Annotated in this window: 15 protein-coding genes and 1 pseudogene; 4 read left to right on the plus strand and 12 right to left on the minus strand. The window is 54.5% G+C overall.

All coding sequences use genetic code 11. The annotated features are described in order from the left end of the window. Positions 1 to 25: 25 nt before the first annotated feature. The 10 genes from ACUTQ5_RS19785 to ACUTQ5_RS19830 all read right to left on the minus strand — a co-directional run bounded on the left by ACUTQ5_RS19785 (position 26) and on the right by ACUTQ5_RS19830 (position 11,267). Positions 26 to 1,279, minus strand: a complete 1,254-nt coding sequence (locus ACUTQ5_RS19785) for a valine--pyruvate transaminase (protein WP_174354804.1) — start codon at positions 1,277 to 1,279, stop codon at positions 26 to 28. A gap of 134 nt (positions 1,280 to 1,413) precedes the next feature. Continuing rightward, positions 1,414 to 3,480, minus strand: coding sequence for an alpha-amylase (locus tag ACUTQ5_RS19790; RefSeq protein ID WP_445652626.1), 2,067 nt, complete (start codon positions 3,478 to 3,480; stop codon positions 1,414 to 1,416). A gap of 160 nt (positions 3,481 to 3,640) precedes the next feature. Then, positions 3,641 to 4,618, minus strand: a complete 978-nt coding sequence (ghrB, locus tag ACUTQ5_RS19795) for a glyoxylate/hydroxypyruvate reductase GhrB (RefSeq protein WP_445652627.1) — start codon at positions 4,616 to 4,618, stop codon at positions 3,641 to 3,643. Positions 4,619 to 4,776: 158 nt separating this feature from the next. Continuing rightward, complete coding sequence (locus ACUTQ5_RS19800; RefSeq protein WP_445652628.1) at positions 4,777 to 6,045, minus strand: MFS transporter; 1,269 nt, start codon at positions 6,043 to 6,045, stop codon at positions 4,777 to 4,779. 238 nt (positions 6,046 to 6,283) lie between these two features. After that, positions 6,284 to 7,243, minus strand: coding sequence for a sugar kinase (locus tag ACUTQ5_RS19805; RefSeq protein ID WP_445652629.1), 960 nt, complete (start codon positions 7,241 to 7,243; stop codon positions 6,284 to 6,286). A 6-nt stretch (positions 7,244 to 7,249) separates the two neighbouring features. Then, positions 7,250 to 8,002, minus strand: coding sequence for a sugar phosphate isomerase/epimerase family protein (locus tag ACUTQ5_RS19810; RefSeq protein WP_445652630.1), 753 nt, complete (start codon positions 8,000 to 8,002; stop codon positions 7,250 to 7,252). 182 nt (positions 8,003 to 8,184) lie between these two features. Then, on the minus strand, positions 8,185 to 9,201 hold the full coding sequence (locus ACUTQ5_RS19815; RefSeq protein WP_445652652.1) for a LacI family DNA-binding transcriptional regulator: 1,017 nt from the start codon (positions 9,199 to 9,201) through the stop codon (positions 8,185 to 8,187). 137 nt (positions 9,202 to 9,338) lie between these two features. Next, on the minus strand, positions 9,339 to 10,001 hold the full coding sequence (locus tag ACUTQ5_RS19820) for an OmpA family lipoprotein (RefSeq protein WP_445652631.1): 663 nt from the start codon (positions 9,999 to 10,001) through the stop codon (positions 9,339 to 9,341). A gap of 268 nt (positions 10,002 to 10,269) precedes the next feature. After that, positions 10,270 to 10,728, minus strand: a complete 459-nt coding sequence (locus ACUTQ5_RS19825; RefSeq protein ID WP_445652653.1) for an N-acetyltransferase — start codon at positions 10,726 to 10,728, stop codon at positions 10,270 to 10,272. Beyond that, positions 10,704 to 11,267, minus strand: a complete 564-nt coding sequence (locus tag ACUTQ5_RS19830; RefSeq protein ID WP_445652632.1) for a DNA-3-methyladenine glycosylase I — start codon at positions 11,265 to 11,267, stop codon at positions 10,704 to 10,706. Before ACUTQ5_RS19830 ends, ACUTQ5_RS19825 begins: the two co-directional genes overlap by 25 nt. A 198-nt stretch (positions 11,268 to 11,465) precedes the next feature. Between ACUTQ5_RS19830 and ACUTQ5_RS19835 the strand changes: the two genes are divergently transcribed. Both ACUTQ5_RS19835 and ACUTQ5_RS19840 read left to right on the plus strand, forming a co-directional pair. Continuing rightward, the gene (locus tag ACUTQ5_RS19835; RefSeq protein WP_445652633.1) at positions 11,466 to 13,454 is read left to right on the plus strand and encodes an autotransporter outer membrane beta-barrel domain-containing protein; all 1,989 of its coding nucleotides are present in this window, start codon (positions 11,466 to 11,468) and stop codon (positions 13,452 to 13,454) included. Between the two features lie 795 nt (positions 13,455 to 14,249). Then, complete coding sequence (locus tag ACUTQ5_RS19840; RefSeq protein WP_115183488.1) at positions 14,250 to 14,996, plus strand: LuxR family transcriptional regulator; 747 nt, start codon at positions 14,250 to 14,252, stop codon at positions 14,994 to 14,996. On the opposite strand, the gene ACUTQ5_RS19845 is transcribed toward ACUTQ5_RS19840, so the two are convergent. Together ACUTQ5_RS19845 and ACUTQ5_RS19850 are read right to left on the minus strand one after the other, a co-directional pair. After that, positions 14,955 to 15,614 carry an acyl-homoserine-lactone synthase gene (locus tag ACUTQ5_RS19845; protein ID WP_445652654.1) on the minus strand — a complete coding sequence of 220 codons (660 nt, stop codon included), beginning with the start codon at positions 15,612 to 15,614 and terminating at the stop codon, positions 14,955 to 14,957. The genes ACUTQ5_RS19840 and ACUTQ5_RS19845 overlap by 42 nt on opposite strands. Before the next feature lie 363 nt (positions 15,615 to 15,977). Beyond that, positions 15,978 to 16,454 (minus strand): annotated as a pseudogene (locus ACUTQ5_RS19850) (MFS transporter); the annotation flags it as partial. Between the two features lie 157 nt (positions 16,455 to 16,611). Here ACUTQ5_RS19850 and glyQ point away from each other — a divergent pair. Beyond that, entirely contained in the window at positions 16,612 to 17,526 is a 915-nt protein-coding gene (gene glyQ / locus ACUTQ5_RS19855; protein WP_012004542.1) for a glycine--tRNA ligase subunit alpha, read from the plus strand. A gap of 9 nt (positions 17,527 to 17,535) precedes the next feature. Further along, the gene (gene glyS / locus ACUTQ5_RS19860) at positions 17,536 to 19,605 is read left to right on the plus strand and encodes a glycine--tRNA ligase subunit beta (protein WP_445652634.1); all 2,070 of its coding nucleotides are present in this window, start codon (positions 17,536 to 17,538) and stop codon (positions 19,603 to 19,605) included. Positions 19,606 to 19,729: the final 124 nt, after the last annotated feature.

The following is a 19,729-nucleotide window of genomic DNA, read 5'->3' on the forward strand; positions in this document are numbered from 1 at the left end:
CCGCCTGGACGCCCCATCTCAACGATCAGCCCGCTTCCTGGTGCGCGCGTTCGATCTCTTCCGCCAGGATCGCCACGCCACGCTCAATCTTCTCCGGATCCGGCACGTAGTTCATCCGCATGCACTGATGGGTATGCGGCCATTCGTGCTCCAACCCCGGGAAGAAATAGTGGCCCGGCACCATCAGCACGCCACGTTTTTTCAGGCGCTGGTACAGCAATTCGGTGGTGATCGGCAGGTCCTTGAACCACAGCCAGAGGAAAATGGCCCCTTCCGGTTTATGGATCAGGCAGCGTTCTGGCGACAGGTAGCGGCGAATGATCTCGATAGTATGCTCGACACGCTGCTTGTAGAAGGGCCGGATCACTTCGTTGGACAGGCGCAGCAGATCGCCGCGTTCAATCATTTCCGTTGCCATAGCCGGCCCCATGCTGCCCGGTGACAGGCTAATGATGCCGTTCATGTTGGTCAGGGCGCTGATGGTCTTTTCATCGGCGATCACAATGCCGCAGCGCGAACCGGGCAGGCCGAGTTTTGACAGGCTCATGCACAGAATTATGTTAGGGTTCCATAGTGGCGTTGCGTCGCTGAAGATAATGCCGGGGAAGGGCACGCCATAGGCGTTATCGATCACCAGCGGAATATTGCGCTGTTGCGCCAGCCGGTCGAGCTTCATCAGCTCTTCGTCGGTGATCACGTTGCCGGTCGGGTTGGTCGGGCGTGATACGCAGATCATGCCGATATCATCGCCGATATTCAGGTGTTCGAAATCAACGTGATATTTGAACTGGCCTTCCGGCAGCAATTCGATGTTGGGTTTGGCCGAGACAAACAGGCCTTCGTCCAACCCGGCATCGGCATAGCCGATATACTCCGGCGCCAGCGGGAACAGTACGCGGCGGCGGCTGCCGTCGGCATAGCGCCCGGCAAACAGGTTAAACAAGTAGAAAAACGCGCTCTGGCTGCCATTTGTCAGTGCAATATTCTGTGGAGAAATCTGCCAGCCCAGCTCGTCACGCAGCAATTTAGCCAGTGCTTTCAGCAGGGAGTCTTTGCCCTGAGGGCCGTCATAGTTACACAGCGCCTCGGTCAGTTTGCCCTGGTCGAGCATGTCCTGACACAGTTGCTTGAAGTAGCTTTCCATCTCAGGAATTTGCGCCGGATTACCGCCGCCAAGCATGATGGCGCCGGGGGTACGCAAGCCTTCGTTCAGGTCATCCATTAAACGGGTAATGCCCGCGTAACGGGTAAATTTGTCGCCGAAAAGTGAAAAAGTCATAGGTGCAGCTGTAGTGTTTTTAGCAGGTAATCGCCCACCATACCGCCTGACAATTTCCGGCGCAATGCGGTTCATAAAAAAACCACCGGGAGTAAATTTTACCCAATGGTTTTTTATTGGCATATTTCACTGATTTATTGTGACCGATCGCCGACCCACACCACCATCACCTTATCGTCACCGAGCCGACGGCTGAAAGCATAGTATTGCGTCGTTTGCTGCGACAGCTGTTTACCCGCACCGATTGCCGGGTGGCGAGCGCGGAATTGGCCCAGCCGCTGCCAGTGCGCCAGCAGTGGGGCTTTGTCGCCCTGCAGCTCGCTCCAGTTCATATCGGAACGGGTGCCCTGCAACGGATCTGAACCGCTCGGGCCAAGCTGACGACCACTTTCATCACCGTAGTAAATTTGTACCGCGCCGGGGGCAAGCAGCAGAAGATCGGCGGCACGCTGTTGCAGTGCCAGCGAACCTTTGGCATCACTGGCAAAGAACAGCCGGGTATCGTGCGAAGAGATATAACTTAACACGTTGAAATAATGAAGCTTGTCGGCCATCTGTTGATAGGTGGCGTCGATGCTGGAAAAACAGCTCAGCGCCTGCGACGCTTGATCCTGGAAATCAAAATTGATCATCGCGTCGAAGCCGTTCTGGTAATAGTCGCTTTTCATCACGCCATGGCCCCAGGCTTCACCGGTCATCCAGAATGGGGCATAATCCAGCGCCTGTTGCGGATGAGCGGCTTTCCACTCGGCCAATGCCGCCGTGGCACGCTGTTTCAGCAGTGCCAGCGTCGGTTTCTCTACGTGTTTGGCGGTGTCGACGCGAAAGCCGTCAATGCCGTAATCGCGTACCCATTGGCTGAGCCAGGTAGTCAGGTAGTCGCGGGTTGTGGCACCGGGAATTTCGCGCGCATCAGTGTCGGGTTTATGGCGATAAAACAGCGGCAGACCGCTGGCACCGGGCGCTTCAGTTTTGATATCCGGGAGGAAGGCCAGCGACATGGTGAGGTCGTCATAACCCGGCGAGTCGTAGTCGCCGATATCGGTACGGATCCAGTTTTTACCCCACCACGTATCCCAACCGGATTTATCACTGAAGTTGATGTAATCATTGAAGCTGTGCCAGCTTTGTCCCGTGCCCGGCCGCCAGTCGCCCCAGTTTTTACCCAGTGTTTTTTCGATCTCCGCACCTTTCAGATACAGTGAGCCAAACTGGAAGGTCTGCATATCCGCCAGCGTGGCGTAACCGACGTGGTTCACCACCACGTCGAACAGAATGCGGATACCACGCTGGTGGGCTTGCTCGACCAGCGTGCGCAGATCCTGCTCGCTGCCCATGTTGGCATCGAGCCGGGTCCAGTCCAATGCGTAGTATCCGTGATAGGCGTAATGCGGGAAATCGCCCTTGGTGCCGCCGCCAACCCAGCCGTGGATTTGCTCTAGTGGTGAACTGATCCACAGCGCATTGACGCCGAGCTGTTGCAGATAATCGAGCTTTTGCGTCAGGCCGGCCAAATCGCCGCCGTGGAAAGTGCCTATCTCCTGCATACCGTCGCTGCGGCGGCCGTAACTGTGGTCATTGGCCGGGTTACCGTTTTCAAAGCGATCGGTGAGGGCGAAGTAAACCGTGGCGTTGTGCCAGTTGAACGGCGCGGCTTTCTCGCGGCTTGCCGACTCCAGCAACAGTAATCCCCCACTGCCAGCGGCCGGTTGCAGGGTGACTTTGCCCTGACTGACCCTGGTCGTTTGGCCCGAATAGAAATCACGCACCGTTTCGCCTTCGGCAAAGGTCGCGGCCACGTCAAGCGTGACCGGCAAGCCGTTCCAGCGTGGGCAGGTGCGCGCTACCGTAGCGGCGGCGATTTCCGGTGCGGTTTTCAGGCTGAGCTGCAACGTTGGTGTACCGCTGCGGGTGTCGATGCGTACCTGATATTCGCCAGCGCGGAACAGCCGCCAGTTAACCGGTGGGTTATCGCCGCAAGGTTGCAGCGACAGGGCTTGATTCAGTTTGGCCGTGGTGGCCGGCTGCCAACACTGTTGGTCCTGGTAAATCTTTAGCGGCAGTTCACCCTTGGGCAAGGTGGCGTGGCTGGTGAACAAGCCGCTGGCGGACTCGTCAAAGGCCGGGAAGCTTTGCAGCGTCCAGCTCGCCATTGCCGCCGGTGACAGCAGTATCAGCAGGGGAAGGATCTGGCGTTTCATGGCTCTCCTTACGCGTGGCAGGAAGCGTTTTTCTTGTAGGGTAATGCCCAGTGTGACAAATGATGAAAAAGTCGCCTCATCCCAACAGATAATTTTCCGGGAGGAGATGGAAGGGGGAGAGGGATGGAACGAAATGGGCGGCGGGCGCCGCCCTTCATGACTATTTCTTCAGCAGTTGCGGATTCACGCAGTTTTCTTTGACCGTGCCGGTCAGTGCGGCAATCAGGTTGTCGACGGCGCATTCGGCCATGCCATAGCGGGTCTCATGGGTCGCAGAACCGATATGCGGCAGCGCCACTACGTTTGGCAGCTTCAGCAACGGTGAAGACACGTCTAACGGTTCTTTTTCGAACACGTCCAGCCCGGCAGCGTAGATAGTGCCGTTTTGCAGTGCTTCAATCAGTGCCGCTTCATCCACCACCGGGCCGCGACCGGCGTTAATCAAGATGCCACTCTTTTTCATCTTCGCCAGTTGCTCACGGCTGATCATATGGAAGGTTTCATCGGTCAGCGGCAGCGTAATGCAGATGAAATCGGACTCAGCCAATAGGGTATCCAGGTCACAGCGGCGGGCGTTAAAACGTTGTTCCGCTTCTTCGTGTGTGCGGCGGGCGTTATACAACACCGGCATGCCGAAACCGAAGTGCGCACGTCGCGCCAGCGCCAGCCCGATCCGGCCCATCCCGAGAATGCCGATGGTTTTATGGTGCACATCGACGCCAAACCAGTCGGCCCCGATGCTGCCCTGCCATTCGCCAGCCTTGACCCGCTCGGCCACTTCCACCACCCGGCGCGCTGTCGCCAGCACCAGACTCATGATGGTATCGGCGACGGTTTCGGTCAGCACGGTGGGGGTATGCATCAGCAGCACGTTATGGGCATTAAGCGCGTCGACGTCGAAATTATCGTAACCGACGGAAATGGTTGAAGCGGCACGCAGTTTTGGCGTCTGCTGCAGGAAAGCCTCATCAATTTTACCGCCGGAACCGATGATCCCCTCCGCCTGTTGCAGCGCCTGGTGCAACTCATCGCAGTTATCCGGGTTCAGGCCGTCGAAGGCGTGCACGGTGAAGTGCTGTTCCAGTCGTTCACGCAGTTCGGCAGGGATGTTTTTGTATAGAACAATAGAAGGCTTCATCACGAACTCCAGCAATACCCTTTTTCAGACTGCAGCGTTGTTAACTGCTCGAACTTCCCCCAGTTACTTACTTAAGTAACTGGGGGAAGTTCGTTTTTCGCCTGGCTGCAGCCTGAAATTCATTGGGTATATTCAACAGAAAATAAATTATAACGAGACTAAGCCAGTTGTGGCTGGGCCTCGTTGCGAGCGGGTTTGACAACCAGAGTCAGCACCACCGCCACCAGCAGGGCAATGGCCATAAACATATAAGAAGCCGCCGGGCTACCGGTAGCGCCGTTCAGGTAACCGACAAACCACGAGCCGAAGAAGGAGCCCAGCGCACCCATGCTGTTGATCAGTGCCATAGCGCCACCGGCAACGTTTTTCGGCAGCATTTCAGGAATGATGGCGAAGAAAGGCCCATAAGGGGCATACATGGCGGCCCCGGCAATCACCAGCAGGGTGTAAGAGACCCAGAAATGGTTGGCACCGACGGCATAAGAGCCGAAGAAAGCCAGCGCGCCAATCAGCAACAGTGGCCAGACGAACAGCTTACGGTTTTGCATTTTGTCGGAGGCCCAGGACACCAGGATCATGGCGATAGTCGCCGCCAGATAAGGCACCGCCGACAGCCAGCCGGCTTCCACCATGCCCATCTGCATGCCGCTGCGCAGGATGGAAGGCAACCACAGCACGAAGCCATACACGCCAATACTCCAGGCAAAGTACTGTGCGCACAGCAGAATAACGTTGCGTGAGCGGAAGGCTTCACCGTAATTACGCACCGCTTTAATCCCTTTTTGTTCCTCTTCCAGCTGTTGCTGCAACGCCTGCTTTTCATTGTCGCTCAGCCATTTGGCCTGGGCGGGTTTGTCTTTGGCCAGCACCCACCAGCAGAAGGCCCAGATCACCGCCGGAATGCCTTCAAAGATGAACATTTCACGCCAGCCGTAGGCGTGGATCAGGTAGCCGGAAACCACCGACATCCACAGCACCGTTACCGGGTTGCCAAGGATCAGGAAGGTATTGGCGCGTGAGCGTTCTGATTTGGTGAACCAGTTGCTGATGTAAATCAGCATCGCCGGCATGACCGCGGCTTCCACCACGCCGAGGATAAAGCGGATAGCGGCCAGCATGGGGATATTACTGACCATGCCGGTCAGCGAGGCGCAGGCCCCCCACAGGATCAGGCACCAGAAAATCAGTTTTTTAACACTGCGGCGCTCGGCATAGATAGCGCCGGGGATCTGGAAAAAGAAATAGCCGAGGAAAAACAGCGCCCCCAGCAGCGAGGACATGCCCTTGGTGATGCCCAGGTCGTCATTGATGCCGGCGGCCGAAGCAAAGCTGAAGTTGGCGCGATCGAGATAGGCCAGGCTGTAGGTGATAAACACGATGGGCATGATGTACCACCAGCGTTTAGCCGCGATAGTCGCTTTGTTCATGTTCAGGTTCCTTCAGTGGTGTTGCATACCCTTCGTCTTTCACGCTGCAGCGTTGTTACCTGCACTCGCTCACCCCAGTTACTTACTTAAGTAAGCGCCTGGGGACGGGGACTCACGAGCTGGGTGCCTAGCTGCAACTTGAAAGTCATTGGGTATAGGCGATCTCCCGGAAATCTAGTTGTAGGGCTAGAGGCTAACCGTTATGGAGATTGAATGTAGTGATTGGTATTTATTGTGTTTATTCAGCCAGTGCAGCGCGGGTCGGTAAGCCCTCGCTGTCGCCGATGGCCTGGATCGCCAGCGAGCCGATTTTATTGCCGCGTTGAACCGCCTGTTTCAGCGTTTTGCCTTCCAGCAGGGCGCTAAGGGTGCCGACGGCAAAACCGTCGCCTGCTCCCACGGTGTCCACCACGTTGTCGACTTTGATGGCAGCTACGGCCGTCTGATCGCCGGCGGCAGTTTTAAACCAGGCGCCGTCCGGGCCGGTTTTGATAATCACCGCCTGTACGCCGCGCTCCAGGTAAAAATCGGCAATGCCTTCCGGCGTTGATTGGCCAGTGAGGATTTGCCCTTCTTTCAGCCCCGGCAGCACCCAGTCGGCGGCGAACGCCAGCTTATTGAGCTGTTCGATCATCATCTGCTGACTGGACCACAGCACCGGACGCAAATTAGGGTCGAAAGAAATGGTTTTGCCCATTGCACGCATCTCACGTGCGGCATGGTGACACAGCGCCAGCGACTGACCGGACAAGGCTGCCGCTACGCCGCTCAGGTGCAGATGGCGCGCGGAACCGAAGTAATCGCGGTTGAAATCGTCCACAGAAAGATGGCTAGCCGCCGAACCTTTGCGGAAATACTCCACTTTGGGATCGGTACCATTCGTGGTTTTCGATTTGATCTGAAAACCGGTCGGATAATTGCCGTCTACCGTGACCTGCTGGGCGTTGATACCTTCTTTTTTCAATTGTTGCAGGGCAAAACGGCCGAAACTGTCATTGCCGACGCGGCTGACCCAGCCGACGTTCAGGCCCAGACGTGCCAGACCGATCGCCACGTTCAGCTCGGCACCGGCAATGCGTTTGGTGAAAGTTTCTACTTCCGCCATATCACCGGTTTGGTTTGCCACAAACATGGCCATGGCTTCACCCAGGGTGACGACATCTAAGGGGGCGCTATGCGCTGCTGTCAGCGTTGTCATGATGTTTTACTCCGCGCGTAACAGGTTAACGTAGTAGCGGGTTACGTCTTCCAGACTGTCGCCCTGCAATGGGAATTCAATGCCGCGTGGTACATCCTGCGGCAGGCGGGTCAGCAACTCACGCCAGCGGCCGTCACTGTCGTCCAGCGCCACGGCGCGCCAACCGCGCAGGCTATGGGTGGCCGCTTTCACGTGCACATAGCTGACGTGGCGAGCCAGACGCTCGGCAGCGGCGAAGGCGTCTTGCCCGACCCAGTGCCAGTTGGCCATATCGAAAGTCATGCTGACCGGCAGACGGTTATCTTCCGCCGCGTGGAAAAAGGCGTTCAGCAGTGACAGAATGCCGCAGTCCGGGGTCTGGTCATTTTCCACCACCAGGTTGACCGGATGCTGCTCCAGTGCCACTTTCAGTTCGGTAAAATCGAAGCCCGGCTGATAATGGCCCAGGGATAATTTTAACTGGCGTGCGTTTAGCGTCTGGGCTTCCGCCAGCAGAGCCGCCAGGTTTGGGTTCAGAGTGTGCTGTGGGGTAAACAGGGCTTCAGGTGCAGAGTAAACGGCAAACAATTGCTGCTGTTCGATGTCCTGAGCCAGAGCTGACAGGTCCTGTAGATCCTGAGCAGAAAACAGTTCGCGGCGAATTTCTACGCCGTCGGCACCTGCCGCGGCGATGATCGGCAGTAAAGCGGCCTGGCCACCGAGCTGCTGGACGGTATCGGTGCCATAGGCGCCGGTCACTATGATAATTTCTCTGGTCATTTTTGCTCCTGAGGTGGTGTCAGTCCCACCGATACTGTTAACCACAAGTTAAATGGTACCGGTTCCATCCAAAAGCGACAGAGTGTAAAAATATGATCGCAATCACGAACCTGAGCAAAAAATAGTCTGGATGATGCGATAAAGGGGCGTAACAGGCCGCCCCCTGCGGGAAAGGGGGGCGATTACCGGGTGGTGGAGCCGCGTACGATCAGTTCACCGGGGAACATCTGTTCGCTGATGGGGGTATTCAGGCCCTGAATGCGTTGCACCAGTTGTTCTAGTGCCGCATGACCCATTTGATAGGTGGGCTGTTTCAGAGTGGTGATGCCCACCCCGGCTAGTTCGGCCCATTCCAGTTCGTCAAAGCCCAGCAGGCCGATATCGCTGCCCCATTGGATGCCCAATCGGCGCATGGCGCGTGCCACCTGCAGCGTCAGGGAACCATTAGCGGAAATCACCGCCTTGCGCATACCGCGATGGCGGGCGTTAAAGTCGTGGATCACGCCTTCCAGCTGTTTAACGTCGTTAAGCGGAGTTTCGGCCTGTTCGGCCAACAGTCCGGCATGTTGCGCCATGGTCTGGTTAAAGGCGTGCAGCCTTTCCAGGCGGGTATTGACCGTGCCGATCGGCTCACTGAGAAACAAAATGGCTTCGAAACCCTGTTGCAACAGGTGTTCCGTGGCGACGGTTGCCGCTTCGTGATTGTTGAGGCCCACCACATCACAGGCAAAATCAGAGATTTTGCGGTCAATAAGCACCATAGGTAACATCGATTGTTGCAGGGTCGACAGCGCCTCTTCACGCATACCGACGGCGTTGACCACGATGCCCTCTACCCGGTAACTGCTAAGCAATTGCAGGTAGTGCTGTTCCTGATTGACCTCGTTATTGGTATTACACACCAGCAGGGTAAAACCGTGCTGACGACAGGCCGCTTCGATACCGCGCATCACGTCCACCGAGTAGGGATTGGTGATATCGGCAATGATCAGGCCAATCAGTCGCGTTTGGCCGCCCTTCAGGCTGCGTGCCATCTGGCTGGGGCGATAGTCGAGCTGGTTGATCGCCAGTTCGATGCGCTGTTTGAGATCGTCAGAAAGCAGGTGCTGCTCACCATTGAGATAGCGCGATACGCTGGTTTTACCGGTCTTGGCGGTTTTCGCCACATCGCTGATGGTGGCCCGCCCCGAGGCGCGTATTGCCTTAACACTGCTCACAGCCGATCTCCCCTGTGGTTAATTGCCAAGGAGACTAACACACCCGGCGCAGAGCCGGAATGTCCAATGGCGGAGCTGCGGGGTATAGGAAGTGGCGGGGCAGAGCGCCCCGCACGGGATTACTGCAGCGGGCTGAGAGTTAACTCAACGCGGCGGTTTTGCGCCTTGCCTTCTGTGGTGCTGTTGGAGGCGATCGGGTTGTCCGGGCCGGCTCCTGAGGTGCGGATGCGGTTGGCCGCCACACCCTGGGTGATCAGCGCACTACCGACGCCGTCGGCACGTTGCTGCGACAGGGTCATGTTCAGAGCACGGGAACCGGTGCTGTCGGTGTAGCCGATGATGTTAACTGCCGTTTTCGGGTATTCCTTCAACACCATAGCCACGCCGGTCAGGGTATTGGCACCCGCCGGTTTCAGGGTAGCGCTGCTGCTGTCGAAGGTGACGTTATTTGGCATGTTCAGCACGATATTGTCGCCCTGACGGGTCACGCTAACGCCGGTACCTTTCATTTTGTCGCGCAGTTTGGCTTCTTGCACGTCCATGTAATAACCGGCACCGCCGCCCAGTGCGGCACCGGCAGCGGCACCAATCAGTGCGCCTTTGCCGCGGTCTTTTTTAGACGAGGACAGCATGCCGACGCCTGCGCCCAATGCCGCGCCGATCCCTGCGCCAATGCCGGATTTTCCGGCTTCAGATTCCCCGGTGTACGGGTTGGTGGTACAGGCTGACAGCGTGAGCGCAAGGCTCACCGCGCCGGCAATAATCGCAATGCGTTTATTCATGTTTTTTCCCTTGTGGCATCAGAATCTGTGTGCGTCGGTCCAATCTCGGGGACGCTAAATAAACCGTTGGCCGCCTGGCATGCCAGGTTGCGGCGCTACTATGACGCGTATCTCCTCCGGCAGTTCCGGAAAAAAACGTGACAATTTATAAGCGGCTCACGGGCTGCGCTTGTTATCCGGCAAAACGAAAGGGAATACCATGCAGCGGATTCTGAATTGAACGCACCCCGGTGCGGAGTGCGCTGTTTTTAGCCAGAAGTGACAAAAATCAAACGCTGGCAGCCCAGTTCATGATCAATGTATGGGCTTGAGTTTCTTCATTAAACAAACGCTGTGTGACGTGAAAACCCTGCTTATGGTAGAAGGCGCAGGCCCGCAGGTTTTGCTGATAGACCTCCAGGCTTAGCCGAGGATAGCGCTGTTGCACATACGCCATCAGTGCCTGGGCGACGCCACGGCCGTGAAACGCCATGTCAACAAACAGCGCGCCAATAAAACGTTGATCCAACACGCTGATAAAGCCGACGATTTCCCCTTCATGCCAATACGCCCAACTGTGCGCGCGCGGCAGGTAGTTTTCCTGCACCAGGGTGGCGCTTTCAAGCCAGTAGCTTTCCTTCACGAACGGATGGGCGGCGATGGTGCTGGGCAGCCACAGGGCCATCAGTCGCGGCAGATCGCCCGGATGGCAAGGGCGGATCGCTATGGCTTTGGGTAGCAGAGGCAGCCCGTCAGATGATCGTTCACCAGCCCGCTGGCCTGCATAAAGGCGTAACAGGTCGTGGAGCCGATAAATTTAAAACCGCGTTTTTTCAGCGCTTTGGACATGGCATCCGAGCGTTCGGTTTTTGCCGGTACTTCACTTAGCTGTTGCCAACGGTTGAGCAGCGGTTCGCCGTCGACAAACGCCCAGATAAAGCTGACGAAGTCTTCTCCTGCCGCCTCCATCGCCAGATAGGCCCTGGCGTTGGCAATGATGGCTTCGATTTTGCCCCGGTGGCGGATGATACCGCTGTCCTGCAGCAAGATTTCCACCTCTTGTTCAGTGATGGCCGCCACCCGCTGTGGGTTGAAATTGTGGAAGGCACGACGGTAGTTTTCACGCTTTTTCAGCACGGTGATCCAGGAAAGTCCGGCCTGTTGTCCTTCCAGACACAGCATTTCGAACAGTTCATGTGCATCGGTGGTCGGTGCGCCCCATTCCTTGTCATGATACTCGAGATATAACGGATCGGCCGTCACCCAACCGCAACGTTCGTTGACCATACTGACTGTCCTTATGCTGTGTTTATTTACAGTAAGCATCGCCCGAAGTTGCGAACTTGGCAAGCCCCTGATTGTTTTATCAACAACCGGCTTGACGTGGCGAAAAAGCCAGCAATATTTACTAGATGGCCGGTAGCCAAAAAGGCCAATGATAAAAATGTATTTTCCTTCATTTGCTTGGCTCTCAGGAGTCTGTTTATGCCTCTAAAAATAACTCGTATGCCCCGCCCAGCGGTGCTTGCAGTGGCAATATTATGCAGTATGACGCCCCCGGCGCTGGCCTATGACCAACTCTACGTGTTTGGCGACAGTCTAAGCGACACCGGTAACAATGGCCGCTTTACCTACGACAGCAATAAACACCTGTTATATGACGAAGTGCTGGCGCAACGTATCGGTGCCGCGCTGGTGGCATCGGATAACGGCGGTGACAACTATGCCGCCGGTGGTGGCGTGGCGGTGCCGGCGCTTAACCCGGCGGATAACACCCAGGATCAGGTGCAGAGCTATCTCAATCGGGTTAATGACCGGGCCGATGGTGATGGCCTGTATATACACTGGATTGGCGGCAATGATCTGGCTGCGGCGGCGTTAAATCCGGCGACTGCGCCGGGTGTGGCCTACAACAGTGCGGCCGCCGCAGCAGCGCAGGTTCACTCGTTGTTAAATGCCGGCGCCGGAACGGTGATCGTTCCGACGGTGCCGAATATTGGCTCTACGCCTCAACTGATGGAGCTGATTATCCAGCAGGCGCTGACGCCGGTGCAAAACGCGGCAGTGCAGGCGGCCTACGCCACCCTTAATTCGCTGGCGACACCGGACAATGACACGCGGACTCAGGCCATTCACCAGGCGCTGACGGCCGCGGCGGCGCAGGGCAGTGCGCTCCCGCAGGTGCAGCAGGCAATTGCCGCACAGCTGATTGCCGCCTTTGACAGCCTGAGCGCTCAGGCCGGGCAACTGACCGATTTTTATAACCAAAGCGAAGACCGCCTGCTGGCACAGGGCAGCGGCAATATCGTGCGGGTTGACGTAAACCAGCTGTTTAGCGAGGCCATTGCCAATCCGACGCAGTTTGGCTTTACCAATACCGCCGGTATGGCCTGCCCGCCAGGCGTTTCTTCTGCGGTGTGCAGCTCGGCCATGCCGGGATTTGACAGCAACCAATCCTACCTGTTTTCCGATCATTTCCACCCTAGCCCGCAGGCACATCAACTGATTGCCGATTACATTCAGGCGGTGCTGGACGGCCCGGCGCAGGCAGTGGCGCTGAATCAGGCGACGGCGGCGATGGCACGTGACAGCCGTGCTACCCTCGACAGCCGTTTCCAACAGCTACGCAATGGCGGCAACCCGCAAGGCGCGCTGGGCGTATTCGGCGGTTATGCCGGACAACACTATGACTATTCTTCCAATCTGGCGGCAGGTGACGGCAACGCCACCACCCATAATCTGACGGTTGGGGTGGATTACCAGTTGACCGACGGCTGGTTAATTGGGGCGCTGATTTCCGGTTCCAATGACGATCAGCAGCCTTCCAGCCGCTATGAGTACAAGGCGCGCGGCCTGCTGTTCTCGGCCTTTACCGCCCTGGACGTGTTTGAGCACGGTTGGGTGAACGCCGATCTGCACTACGCGACAATGGATTACGATGATATTCGCCGCAGCATGCAGTTAGGATCGTTAACTCGCACCGAAACCGGCTCGACCTCCGGCAAGCAGTGGGGGGCGCGCCTTACCGCCGGATACGACTTCCCCATTACTTCTTATCTGACTAGCGGCCCGATGGCGCAATTTGCCTGGGATTACAGTAACGTCTCCGGTTACAGCGAGGATGGCAACACCAGCACCTCAATGCGCTTTAACGACCAGACCTACCATTCGCAGATCGGCGCGTTGGGCTGGCGGTTGGACAGCAAGTTTGGTTTGTTTAATCCGTACGCCGAGGTGAGTTATCAGCATCAGTTTGGCGATGATGTCTATCGGGCCGGCGGTGGGCTGAAGTCTACCCAGACCTCTTTTACCCGCGACAGCGCCAATCAGGATAAAAACTGGGTGGATGTGACCCTGGGAGCGAACATGCCGCTGACCGATCAGGTAGCGGCGTTCGCCACCGTTTCGCAAACCGGCGGCCTGAGCAGCGGCGAGCAGTTTATGTATAACGTCGGCGTCAGCGCGCGGTTTTGAGTGGTTGATATATCAGTAAGGGGTCCGGACATCTGGCCCATAATCAATACCGGTTGATGTGGCGGATCGCAGATATAACGGTATGTTGATGCTAGCCAATTAAACAGTGTGGGCACATCTATGATGTATGAGGGATTATTCGATTTGCTATGGATTATTTATGGCACTGAGTGGGGGGGAATCAACGTTATAATGCGATAATTATCGCTCTTTGCATGATGAAATACAGTATTTGACTGTACTTTAGTACAACTATCATTCGAGTTTAAAAAACTTTATTGTTATCTCAGAAAAACAAGACACACATAAAAAAAACTGATCCTGAATCAGGATCAGATAGCCAATTTGGCCAACACCAGGGAAACAATTTTAAATATTATTGTTTTATGTATTTTGATTGTCAATTTCTTTCTTTCACCCTGTCATTTGATGGGGTGAGGGAGTTATTGGTTTTTTCCTCTGATGGCGAATCGTATGTCTTCCTCCGTACTTGCTCGTAACTCCTCACTCCGTATGTTGTGTTCTTGTTTATTTTGTAATAAAAATTAACATAACATGTGTCTGAAGTTTTTCGAAGATAACCACGTTATTTTTCTTTTTTACCTATCCTTTATGTGGCTAAATGGCGCTTATTAATATAAATAAATTCCAATCCGTGATTATTTATATTGTATAGATGGTTTTGGTTGTCTATTTTAATAGTTTAACCTGACTTTTTATCAGTTATGCCGCCAGCAATTTTTATGTTATAATTTTTATTAGCTAAGGATTTTTATTTTTTAAGGAGAGGGTTCAGTGTCAAATTCATTCTTCAATGATGAAACCATCAACACCACCATAAAAAATGATTTGGAAGGTAAACTTAGCGAGTATAGTAACGTGAAGTACGCTTATGCAATAATGAATAAAAGAAACCCGGCGAACTTTGCGATTATTTCCAACGGAACTGAATGGTTTGAATTTTATACAGAAAATAACTATCAATTTATCGACCCGGTTCTTATTACTGCTTCGCGCCGTATTACTCCGTTCTCCTGGGATGAAAATATAATGATTGATCCAGGGTTAAAATTGCCAAGAATTTTTGATATGGCTAAGAATTACAATGTAGTTAATGGCTATACATTTGTGCTGCACGATCATAATCATAATTTGGTGGTGCTTTCTATTATGATTGATAAACATTGCGACTATAATATAGAAGAAAGAATAATAGCCAACCAAGACAAACTTCAAATGCTGCTAATTACTACTCATGATAAGCTTACTGCATTTTACAAGGAAATTAATAGCCCTACCTACTTTGACAAAATGAACAATAAAGGAATATTCTCGAAGCGAGAGAATGAGATAATTTACTGGGCAAGCATGGGTAAATCCTATCAGGAGATTGCGCTCATCCTGGGGATCAAGCTCACCACAATAAAATATCATATTGGTAATGCCGTCAAAAAATTAGGCGTTACCAACGCCAAGCATGCTATCAGGCTAGGCGTTGAACTACAGCTGATCAGACCCGTGCTTCCTGACACGGAAGGTTAATGGCCAGGCATCGCGGTCCGGGGTTAAGCCAGGGTGGGCCAAGTTGATGCGATCGACCAATATCTGCTGGTTGCGATCGTCAACCGGCATGTAAATCAGGTAAATTCGCTGGTTTTTCTCTGATTGCCCTTGCTCGACTACTGTAATTTCCCAACCGGATCTTTGGAAGATAATCAGCATGGAATGGCTGATAATTGCATAAATCCCTTGGTAATCATAATTTCTTGCATAATTGATCATAGATAAAAACAGTAGTGAACTGATCGGTTCATTTTGTAATTTCATCGCCTGCACACGTCCTTTATCGATAAAAAGCCTACTGGCCTCAACAAAGTTACCTTCAGGAAGTTCTATTTTATTAAAATAGGATTTAAACGTGCCAGTAATCATATTATTGTATTTTGTTTCTATAAATCGCAGACTGCAGACTACCATATTTTCATACATACCAAAAAGGTACGTAGTATGATTGTTATCATACTCGTCAAATTCCATATTGTTTTCGCAATTAACAATCCAGTTGAGACGGTCTTTAAATGTCTTCTTTCTTAAAGAGAATAATTCTTTAGAACGGTTATCCGACAGTAGATTGTAATCCACATCAAAGATTTCTATCATTTCTACATCTTCCATAATCGAATTTTAAATTTAATTTCGTCTTGCGACAATGCTGGGGTGCGGTAGACAATCCTACCAGAGTCAAGTCGGCAAGTAAATTTTTAGCCTGTGAGGTAAATAATTGATGATTGGTTTCTATAATAAAGTGTTTCTTTTGTGTGATGATTGTTATTTTAACAATCACATTTTTGTTTGCGGATTATCTCTTGGAATGTTTCACATGAGGATGTCTTTTTAAGCACGATTATTGTCGGTATGTTATCAATTCTGTGAATAATAGAAATGTTCTTGTCTGCAGGTACAGAAGTTAACTTAATTCGACAGACGCTAACCTGACGGCATCCTTGCCTCATGGTTTTGTTGTTATCGCTGCGCTGCGTGCTGAATACCTCGGTGGTGCGGCGAGCTGTCGGCTCCCATCTTTCTTTCCGGCTGTAGCAGGGTCATGCACAGCATGCTGCAGAAGGACACCACGGCGGTGGCGAAGAACATCGCGCCATAGCCGTGGTGCTGCGCCAACCAACAGCTCAGCATAGGTGCAGTGATTGAGGCAATATTGGCTATCGCCAGCGTCATACCGCTGTAGGTGCCTACTGAAGCCTTGGGTGTGACGTCGATCACCACCGACCAATACACATTATTCACCAGCGCATTCAGCGCGTTTCCCAACGTCATCAGCAAAATGATTTCGGTGGGCGTGCTCATAAAGGGGATCAACAGGAAGCAGGTGGCGGTCAGCAGCAGCGTTACCGCCGCAAACAGGTTGCGGGCCAGCCGCAGATTGCCGAAGCGTCTCAGTAGCGCATCGGCGATGCGGCCGCCGAACAGAACGGTGAAACAGTACCATTCGGACGCATTTGCCCCATTTCAGTGCGTAAAAACGCCACGCTTCTTTGATGATTCACACTTGTTGCCGGATTCGGGCTGTATATCTTACGGTCAACGGGTATACTGGCGCATCCCATTTAAATCCACTTGTATCGCGTGCGAATTCAACATGCAAAAGTTTGATACCAAGACCTTCCAGGGCCTGATCCTGACACTGCAGGACTATTGGGCGCGCCAGGGCTGCACCATCGTTCAACCATTGGACATGGAAGTCGGCGCGGGAACCTCACACCCGATGACGTGCCTGCGCGCACTGGGACCGGAGCCAATGGCTACCGCCTACGTGCAGCCGTCCCGCCGTCCGACCGACGGCCGCTACGGTGAAAACCCAAACCGTCTGCAACATTATTATCAATTCCAGGTGGTGATTAAACCATCGCCGGACAACATTCAGGAACTGTACCTGGGCTCGTTGAAAGAGCTGGGTCTGGATCCGACCATTCACGACATCCGCTTCGTAGAAGATAACTGGGAAAACCCGACGCTCGGCGCCTGGGGCCTGGGCTGGGAAGTGTGGCTGAACGGCATGGAAGTGACGCAGTTCACTTACTTCCAGCAGGTCGGCGGCATGGAATGCAAACCGGTGACCGGCGAGATCACTTACGGCCTTGAGCGCCTGGCGATGTACATCCAGGGCGTGGACAGCGTTTACGATCTGGTATGGAGCGACGGCCCGCTGGGTGTAACCACCTACGGCGATGTGTTCCATCAGAACGAAGTGGAGCAGTCCACTTACAACTTCGAATACGCTGACGTGGACTTCCTGTTCTCCTGCTTTGAGCAGTACGAGAAAGAAGCCCAGTCACTGCTGGCGCTGGAGAAACCACTGCCGCTGCCGGCTTATGAACGTATTCTGAAGGCTGGCCACACCTTCAACCTGTTGGATGCGCGCAAGGCGATCTCGGTGACCGAGCGTCAACGTTATATTCTGCGTATCCGCACGCTGACCAAAGCTGTTGCCGAGGCCTACTACGCTTCTCGCGAAGCGCTGGGCTTCCCAATGTGCAAAAAGAACAAGAGCTAAGAGGCAGCCATGACTCAACAGACTTTCCTGGTGGAAATCGGCACGGAAGAGCTGCCGCCGAAGGCTCTTCGTTCACTGGCAGAATCCTTTGCCGCGAATTTTACCGCTGAGCTCGATAGCGCTAACCTCGAGCACGGCGAAGTGAGCTGGTTTGCCGCGCCGCGCCGTCTGGCGCTGAAAGTGGCTAATTTAAGCGCTGCACAGGCCGATCGCGAAGTCGAAAAACGCGGCCCGGCTATTGCCCAGGCGTTTGACGCCGAAGGCAAGCCAAGCAAGGCGGCCGAAGGCTGGGCACGCGGCTGCGGCATTACCGTCGATCAGGCCGAACGCCTGGCGACCGACAAAGGCGAATGGCTGCTGTACCGCGCCCATGTTAAAGGTCAGTCCGCGCAAGCGCTGCTGGCAGGCATGGTCAGCAATTCACTGGCCAAACTGCCGATCCCGAAACTGATGCGTTGGGGCGATTCCGACGTGCAGTTCGTGCGTCCGGTGCACACCGTGACGATGCTGCTGGGTGCGGAACTGATCCCAGGTACCGTGCTGGGCATCGATTCCGCGCGTACGGTTCGCGGCCACCGTTTTATGGGTGAAGCGGAATTCACTATCGACAATGCCGACCAATATCCGCAGATCCTGCAGGAGCGCGGTAAGGTGATCGCCGATTACGAAACCCGTAAGGCGATGATCAAGCGTGACGCCGAGCTGGCTGCTTCGACCATTGGCGGCAAGGCCGATCTGAGCGAAAGCCTGCTGGAAGAAGTGGCCTCGCTGGTTGAATGGCCGGTGGTGTTGACCGCCAAATTCGAAGATAAATTCCTGGCGGTGCCGGCGGAAGCGCTGGTGTACACCATGAAGGGCGACCAGAAGTATTTCCCGGTGTATGACGCCGTGGGCAAACTGCTGCCGAACTTTATCTTCGTGGCCAACATCGAATCCAAAGATCCGCAGCAGATTATCTCCGGTAATGAGAAGGTAGTGCGTCCGCGTTTGGCCGATGCCGAGTTCTTTTTCAACACCGACCGCAAAAAACGTCTGGAAGATAACCTGCCGCGTCTGGAAACCGTGCTGTTCCAACAGCAACTGGGCACCCTGCGCGACAAGACCGATCGTATTCAGGCGCTGGCGGGCTGGGTTGCCGGCCAGATTGGTGCCGACGTTAACCACGCCACCCGTGCGGGCCTGCTGTCGAAGTGCGATCTGATGACCAACATGGTCTTCGAATTCACCGACACCCAGGGCGTGATGGGCATGCACTACGCGCGTCATGACGGCGAAGCTGAAGACGTGGCGGTTGCGCTGAACGAACAGTACCAGCCGCGCTTTGCCGGTGATGCACTGCCGGAGTCGCTGGTGGCCTGTTCGTTGGCGATTGCCGACAAGATGGACACCCTGGCCGGCATTTTCGGCATCGGGCAACATCCGAAAGGCGATAAGGATCCGTTCGCACTGCGCCGTGCTGCATTGGGGGTGCTGCGTATCATCGTCGAGAAAAACCTGACGCTGGATCTGCTGACCCTGACCGAAGAGGCCGTGCGCCTTTACGGCAGCAAGCTGACCAACGCCAAAGTTGTCGATGAAGTGGTCGAGTTCATGCTGGGCCGTTTCCGCGCCTGGTATCAGGAAGAAGGCCACGCGGTAGACACCATTCAGGCGGTGTTGGCTCGTCGTCCGACCAAACCGGCGGACTTCGATGCGCGCGTTAAAGCGGTGACCCACTTCCGTACCCTGGAAGCGGCAGCTGCACTGGCTGCGGCCAATAAACGCGTTTCCAATATCCTGGCCAAATCTACCGATACGCTCAATGACCGCGTCCATGCCTCGGTATTGAAAGAAGCGGCTGAGATTCAACTGGCGACCCATCTGGTGGTGCTGCGCGATAAGCTGGAGCCGTATTTTGCGGCAGGCAACTATCAGGATGCGTTGGTGGAGCTGGCTGACCTGCGTGAGCCGGTCGATGCGTTCTTCGACAACGTCATGGTAATGGCAGAAGACGAAGCGGTGCGTGTGAACCGTCTGACGCTGCTGAGTAAGCTGCGTGAGCTGTTCTTGCAGGTGGCGGATATCTCCGTGCTGCAATAAGCGGTTCTGCTGTGAAAAGGCGCCTGCGGGCGCCTTTTCTATTGCTGTCGGCGCAGTGGGCGGTTTTGTGTCAAACCTGTTCCTTTTAACGCTGCCAATAGCTCACTGACTTGGGGGCTGAATT

This window comes from Serratia sp. NA_112.1, assembly GCF_052691715.1.

What these genes read in the sequence shown, in the direction of transcription:
- ACUTQ5_RS19785 (WP_174354804.1), bottom strand. Translation starts at nt 1,279, where the DNA reads ATGACTTTTTCACTTTTCGGCGACAAATTTACCCGTTACGCGGGCATT.
- ACUTQ5_RS19790 (WP_445652626.1), bottom strand. Translation starts at nt 3,480, where the DNA reads ATGAAACGCCAGATCCTTCCCCTGCTGATACTGCTGTCACCGGCGGCA.
- ghrB (WP_445652627.1), bottom strand. Translation starts at nt 4,618, where the DNA reads ATGAAGCCTTCTATTGTTCTATACAAAAACATCCCTGCCGAACTGCGT.
- ACUTQ5_RS19800 (WP_445652628.1), bottom strand. Translation starts at nt 6,045, where the DNA reads ATGAACAAAGCGACTATCGCGGCTAAACGCTGGTGGTACATCATGCCC.
- ACUTQ5_RS19805 (WP_445652629.1), bottom strand. Translation starts at nt 7,243, where the DNA reads ATGACAACGCTGACAGCAGCGCATAGCGCCCCCTTAGATGTCGTCACC.
- ACUTQ5_RS19810 (WP_445652630.1), bottom strand. Translation starts at nt 8,002, where the DNA reads ATGACCAGAGAAATTATCATAGTGACCGGCGCCTATGGCACCGATACC.
- ACUTQ5_RS19820 (WP_445652631.1), bottom strand. Translation starts at nt 10,001, where the DNA reads ATGAATAAACGCATTGCGATTATTGCCGGCGCGGTGAGCCTTGCGCTC.
- ACUTQ5_RS19830 (WP_445652632.1), bottom strand. Translation starts at nt 11,267, where the DNA reads ATGGTCAACGAACGTTGCGGTTGGGTGACGGCCGATCCGTTATATCTC.
- ACUTQ5_RS19835 (WP_445652633.1), top strand. Translation starts at nt 11,466, where the DNA reads ATGCCTCTAAAAATAACTCGTATGCCCCGCCCAGCGGTGCTTGCAGTG.
- ACUTQ5_RS19845 (WP_445652654.1), bottom strand. Translation starts at nt 15,614, where the DNA reads ATGATAGAAATCTTTGATGTGGATTACAATCTACTGTCGGATAACCGT.
- glyQ (WP_012004542.1), top strand. Translation starts at nt 16,612, where the DNA reads ATGCAAAAGTTTGATACCAAGACCTTCCAGGGCCTGATCCTGACACTG.
- glyS (WP_445652634.1), top strand. Translation starts at nt 17,536, where the DNA reads ATGACTCAACAGACTTTCCTGGTGGAAATCGGCACGGAAGAGCTGCCG.